The sequence below is a fragment of the Hydrogenophaga sp. genome (genome assembly GCF_022844385.1).
In the GTDB taxonomy this organism is placed as follows: Bacteria; Pseudomonadota; Gammaproteobacteria; order Burkholderiales; family Burkholderiaceae_C; genus Hydrogenophaga.
On the sequence record NZ_JALHLX010000182.1, the window covers coordinates 1 to 5246 of the forward strand.

At 64.6% G+C, this 5246-nt stretch carries 6 protein-coding genes and 1 pseudogene; 1 reads left to right on the forward strand and 6 read right to left on the reverse strand.

What is annotated here, in order from left to right:
* The coding region (locus Q0C59_RS18390; protein ID WP_291218279.1) for an FAD-dependent monooxygenase at positions 1–635 on the reverse strand (635 nt) is incomplete at its 3' end.
* A gap of 93 nt (positions 636–728) precedes the next feature.
* Between Q0C59_RS18390 and Q0C59_RS18395 the strand changes: the two genes are divergently transcribed.
* On the forward strand, positions 729–1082 hold the full coding sequence (locus Q0C59_RS18395) for a DUF1840 domain-containing protein (RefSeq protein ID WP_291218288.1): 354 nt from the start codon (positions 729–731) through the stop codon (positions 1080–1082).
* 138 nt (positions 1083–1220) lie between these two features.
* Here the strand turns inward: Q0C59_RS18395 and Q0C59_RS18400 are convergent, their stop codons facing one another.
* From Q0C59_RS18400 to Q0C59_RS18420, 5 genes and pseudogenes are all read right to left on the reverse strand, one after another.
* Positions 1221–2213, reverse strand: coding sequence for a tripartite tricarboxylate transporter substrate binding protein (locus tag Q0C59_RS18400; RefSeq protein WP_291218281.1), 993 nt, complete (start codon positions 2211–2213; stop codon positions 1221–1223).
* Positions 2210–2581 carry a hypothetical protein gene (locus Q0C59_RS18405; protein ID WP_291218282.1) on the reverse strand — a complete coding sequence of 124 codons (372 nt, stop codon included), beginning with the start codon at positions 2579–2581 and terminating at the stop codon, positions 2210–2212. The genes Q0C59_RS18400 and Q0C59_RS18405 overlap by 4 nt, the downstream gene beginning before the upstream one ends.
* Positions 2582–2683: 102 nt before the next feature.
* Positions 2684–3667 carry a tripartite tricarboxylate transporter substrate-binding protein gene (locus Q0C59_RS18410; RefSeq protein ID WP_291218284.1) on the reverse strand — a complete coding sequence of 328 codons (984 nt, stop codon included), beginning with the start codon at positions 3665–3667 and terminating at the stop codon, positions 2684–2686.
* 153 nt (positions 3668–3820) lie between these two features.
* Complete coding sequence (locus Q0C59_RS18415) at positions 3821–5074, reverse strand: phenylacetate--CoA ligase family protein (RefSeq protein WP_291218286.1); 1254 nt, start codon at positions 5072–5074, stop codon at positions 3821–3823.
* 49 nt (positions 5075–5123) lie between these two features.
* Positions 5124–5246, reverse strand: a pseudogene (locus Q0C59_RS18420) (ABC transporter ATP-binding protein); the annotation flags it as partial.

The following is a 5246-nucleotide window of genomic DNA, read 5'->3' on the forward strand; positions in this document are numbered from 1 at the left end:
ACGATGAAGGTCGAGGTCTCGCCGTCGAACTTGTAGGCGTGCGCCTGGAACCAGCCGTGTTCGGTCTGCACAAAATCGAAGGTGAAGGCGTCAAACGTCTTTTTGGTGCCGAGCCAGACAAAGCGGCATTCCCGCGTGTCGATGTCGGGCTGGAAGGTCTCGGCGTAACGCGTTCGGATGCGGCTGTTGAGGCCGTCGCTGGCGATCACCAGGTCGGCGTTGTACTGCTCGGCGAGTGCCTGGTCGTCGGTCACATCGGTCTCGAACACCAGGTTGACGCCCAGTGCCAGGCATCGGTCTTGCAGGATGTTGAGCAGTTTCTTGCGGCCGATGCCGCAGAAGCCGTGGCCGCCCGAACGCACGCGGCCGCCCTTGTAGAACACCTCGATGTCGTCCCAGTGGTTGAAGGCCTCACCGATCAGCGTGGCCGATTCGGGATCGGCGGCGCGCAGGTTGCCCAGCGTCTGGTCGGACAACACCACGCCCCAGCCGAAGGTGTCGAAAGGCCGGTTGCGCTCGACCACCGTGACCGTGAGCGAAGGGTCTCGCCGCTTCATCAGCAGGGCGAAATACAAGCCAGCCGGCCCGCCGCCGATGCACAGAATCCTCTGGAGAGCCGAGTCTGAAGTGTTCATGCCTAATTAGTTTAGACATGAATAATTCAGTTTCAATCGGGTTTACCCGGTGTTTTCGGTACCCCTGCCAGCAGGGAGTACTTTGGTGTGAAAATGAAGGTCAGATTGAAGGAGTGTTTTATGTCCGTTTACCGATTCAAATCCCGAGAAACCGGCGACCTGGTGATGCTGCAGCAGCATGGCAAGCGTCTGTTGGAAATTCTCGGCAAGGACCCTTCGGGGCCGGGCATCGTGATGCACCAGCAGATGCCAGCCGCCGTTCAGGCCATCCAGGACGCGATCGTGGCCGAAGAGGCAGAGCAGGCGAAGCTTCGGGAGGAAGCTGCCGCTCGAGGCGAGGTGCCGCCCGAGTTCGATCAGGTGAGTTTGCGCATGCGCAGCGCACCCTTCATCGAGATGGTGCAGCGTTGCGAAAAGGCCGGGGTCGACATCGTCTGGGGGGTGTAGAAGAAGCACCCCCGCGCGGCTTCGCCGCTCCCCCCTCTGCTGCGCAAGGGGGGCGACACCTGGGGCCGGCGGAGCCGGACCCTCGGTGTCTCTGGGTTGGGACACGCGCTCCGGTGAGGGGGCTGTCTTCTCTTCTACTCAATCCACCTTGGCGCCGGACGCCTTCACCACCGGCGCCCACTTCGCAATCTCGGCTTCGATCAGCTTGCCGAATTCCTGTGGCGTGTTGCCGCTGGGGATGGCGCCCTGGGCCACCAGCCGTTCTTTCACGTTGGGCAGGTTCAGTGCCTTGGCGGTTTCCTGCTGGAGGCGGTTCACCACCTCGGGGGGTGTGCCGGCGGGCGCCAGCAGGCCGAACCAGGAGCTGGCTTCAAAGCCCGCGAGCGAGCCGGCTTCGGCCACGGTCGGGGTGTCGGGCAGTGCGCTGGAGCGCACGGCGCTGGTGACGGCAAAGGCCTTCAGGCCGCCGGCCTGGATGTGCGGCATGGCCGAGGGCAGGTTGTCGAACATGACGTCCATGGCACCACCAAGCATGTCGGTCATGGCCGGGCCCGATCCGCGGTAGGGAATGTGTGTCATGAAGATGCCGGTGCGCGACTTGAACAGCTCGCCCGCCAGATGGATCGAGGTGCCGTTGCCGCTGGACGCCATATTGAGCTTGCCCGGGTTGGCTTTGGCATAGCGCACGAAGTCGGTCACGCTGTTGATGCCGAGCTCTTGAGCGCGCTTGGTGTTCATGACCATCACGTTGGGCACGCCGGCCACCAGGGTGATGGGCGCAAAGTCCTTCTGCGGGTCGTAGGGCAGCTTGGAATACAGCGACTTGTTGATGCCGTGCGTGCCCACGGTGCCCATGAGCAACGTGTAGCCGTCGTTGGCCGCCTTGGCCACCAGGTCGGCGCCGATGTTGCCGCCCGCACCCGCGCGGTTTTCCACCACCACGGGTTGTCCCAACGCCTTGGTGAGTTCGGGTGCCAGTGTGCGCGCCAGGATGTCGGTGGTGCCACCGGGTGCGAAGGGCACGACGATGCGGATCGGTTTGCTGGGCCAGGCGGCTTGCGCGGCGACCAAGCCGGGGAGGGCAGTGGCCGCAACGGCCACGGCAATGAGGGTGCGACGGGAAAGGTTCATGGTTGTCTCCGGCTCAGTTTGTTTATTTGCGGTTGCAGTGGCTCCTGGGGACTGATGCCCAGTGCCTGCGCCGCAGCGTTGGCGTGGCTGACCACGCCATGGGTCAATGTACTGGCTGCCTGCCCAATGCGCGCACTCGTGTGCGACACCGCGCAAGCCGCAAGGTCATGCAATTGCAGCAACTCAAGGCCAGCGATGCCGGCCGCGTCCAGACCAACCCCCGCGTCGTTGAAGACCGAGAGCAGTGGCCGCACGGCCAGCGCGTATCGCGCCGAACTCAAGCCCCCGTGCGAACCGCTCAAGGCAATGCAGCCCGCGTCAGCGGGCTGCAGTTCGGTGATGGAGTCGATGACGCGGATGGCGAGCATGGGCCTTCTCCAACCCAGTGACACCGCGGAACTGGCTTTGCCAGGCCGCAGGTGTCGCCCCCTGGAGGGGGTGGCGCAAAGCGCCGCGGGGGTGCTTCTCGTTCAGTCAGCAAACTGACCGGCAGCGTCGATGGCGGTCTTGAGCTTGGTGATCTCGCCGGCCACGAAAGCCTTGTGACCGGCGGGCGTCACGCGGGCATCTTTCACCACGATGGCGCCCAGGTCTTCCTGGCTCTTGATGAACGCAGGGTCCTTCAAGGCCACTTGAAGCGCGTCGTTCAGGCGTTTGGTCACTTCGGGTGGCGTGCCTTTGGGCGCGTACAGGCCGTGCCAGATGGTCAGGTTGAAATCTTTCAGACCCATTTCCTGCAGCGACGGATAGTCCTTGAGCAGCTTGTGGCTGGACAGGGGCTTGGCGGTGGTCACGGCGAAGGCCTTCACACGACCGGCTTCGATCTGCGCGGTGGTGTTGGTGGTCTGGTCGCACATGACGTCGACCTGGCCGCCGATCAGGTCGTTCATGGCCGGGCCGGTGCCGCGGTAGGCAATGGTGGTCATGGACTTGTCGAGCTTCACGGCCGACTGCCACATCAGGCCGCAGATGTGCGAGGCGGAACCCAGGCCGGCGTGCGCCAGGTTGAGCTTGCCGCCGTTGGCGCGGATGTAAGACTCGAAGTCCCGGTAGGTGTTGGCCGGCAGCTTGGGCGAGCCCAGCAGCGTCATGGGCACATCGTTGATCATGCCCAGGTATTCGAAGTCTTCCAGCGGCTTGAACTGTTGCTTGCGGTACAGGCTGGTGGTGGCGGCCATGCCGATGTGCCAGACCAGCAGGGTGTAGCCATCGGGTGTGGCGCGGGCCACCTTGGTGCCTGCGATGGTGCCGCCGGCGCCGGCTGCGTTCTCCACCACGATGTTGGCGCCACCCAGCGGCGCGCGCATGGCTTCGGCCAGACGGCGCGCCACGAGATCGGTCGGGCCGCCAGCGGCGAAGGGCACCACGAAAGTGATGGGCTTCGCGGGGAAGGCCTGCGCAAAGGCGCCGGTGGAAACGGTGGCCGCCAAAGCGGCTGCAAGCAAGGTTTTCATGAGATCTCCATCTGGGTTTAGTGAACCCCCGGATGGTATCCCCCGGGGGGCAGTGGGAAATCGCGGAAATTACTTAGCTGGCCGGCGGGGAAAACCCTTTGCTGCACCGCAGACAGGCGTTTCTTGACGTCTTCTGTACTACTGGTGAATACGCTACTGGTAGCTGCGCGCGTCTTCGATCACCTTGCCGTCGTTGGGCAGGCTGCCCGGGGGCACCAGGTGCACGTCGCCACGCAGCTTGGTGACATCGCGCACAGCGGTCTCGATCAGGCCACGCAGCGTGTCGTCGGCCTCGCTGGCTTCCACCTTCAGGCACATCTGGTCGTTGGCCATTTCGCCGCTGATCACCAGGCGCGCCTTGTGCACTTGCGGAAACCGCCGCGCGATGTCGGCCACCTGAGAAGCGTGCACGAACATGCCCCGCACCTTGGTGGTCTGGTCGGCGCGGCCCATCCAGCCCTTGATGCGCGGGGCGGTTCGACCGGTGGGGCAGTTGCCCGGCATGATGGCCGACAGGTCGCCGGTGCCGAAGCGGATCAGCGGATAGGCCGAATTGAGTGTGGTCACCACCAGCTCGCCCACTTCGCCATCCGGCACCGGATCGCCGGTGCCCGGGCGCACGATCTCGATGATCACCCCTTCGCCCAGCACCAGGCCCTCGCGGGCCTGCGTTTCGTAGGCCACCACACCCAGATCGGCCGTGGCGTAGGTCTGGTACACGTCCAGGCCCTGCTCCTTGAACCACGCGGTCAGGCTGGGAGGGCAGGCCTCACCGCCGACCGAGGCCTTCTTGATGCTGCTGACATCGACGCCCGCCTCCCTGGCTTTCTCCAGCAGGATGCGCAGGAAGCTGGGTGTGCCGGTGTAGGCGTCGGGCTTGAGGTCGGCGATGGCCTGCAGCTGTTGTTCGGTCTGGCCGGTGCCGGCCGGGAACACGGTGCATCCCACGGCGTGTGCACCCGATTCGAGGATGAAGGCGCCTGGCGTCATGTGGTAGCTGAAACTGTTGTGCACCAGCTCGCCCGCGCGAAAGCCGGCGGCGAACAAGGCGCGCCCGGCACGCCAGTAGTCACTGACCGTGCCCTCGGGTTCGTAGATGGGGCCCGGCGAAGCGAAGATCCGGGGCATGTCCGGGCCGCGCACCAACGCGGAGAAACCACCAAACGAGTCGGTGGCGCGCAGGGCCTTCTGCCGCTCCAGCAGCTCCATCTTGCGTGTGACCGGCAGGCGCGCCAGCGCGGCGCGGCTGTTCACGTTCACGGCATCCACGCCGCGCAGGATCTCTGCGAAGGCCGGGCTTCGTGTCTGTGCATGCCAGACCTGGGCCACCAGATTGACCATCAGTTGCGATTCCCGCTGCTCGGGGGAGCGGGTTTCAAGGGCGTCAAAGAAGTCGGTTTGTGCCATGGCTGCCAAGTATGAATAAGGAGACGTTCAGTCCGGACCGGTGGTCCGTTCAGGCCAGCCAGCGCTTGCGCCGTTTGTAGCTTTTCACGTCTTTGAAGCTCTTGCGCTCACCTCCGCCCATGCCCAGGTAGAACTCTTTCACGTCCTCGTTGTTGCGCAACTCGCTGGCCAG

What these genes read in the sequence shown, in the direction of transcription:
- Q0C59_RS18415 (WP_291218286.1), bottom strand. Translation starts at nt 5,074, where the DNA reads ATGGCACAAACCGACTTCTTTGACGCCCTTGAAACCCGCTCCCCCGAG.
- Q0C59_RS18395 (WP_291218288.1), top strand. Translation starts at nt 729, where the DNA reads ATGAAGGTCAGATTGAAGGAGTGTTTTATGTCCGTTTACCGATTCAAA.
- Q0C59_RS18405 (WP_291218282.1), bottom strand. Translation starts at nt 2,581, where the DNA reads ATGCTCGCCATCCGCGTCATCGACTCCATCACCGAACTGCAGCCCGCT.
- Q0C59_RS18410 (WP_291218284.1), bottom strand. Translation starts at nt 3,667, where the DNA reads ATGAAAACCTTGCTTGCAGCCGCTTTGGCGGCCACCGTTTCCACCGGC.
- Q0C59_RS18400 (WP_291218281.1), bottom strand. Translation starts at nt 2,213, where the DNA reads ATGAACCTTTCCCGTCGCACCCTCATTGCCGTGGCCGTTGCGGCCACT.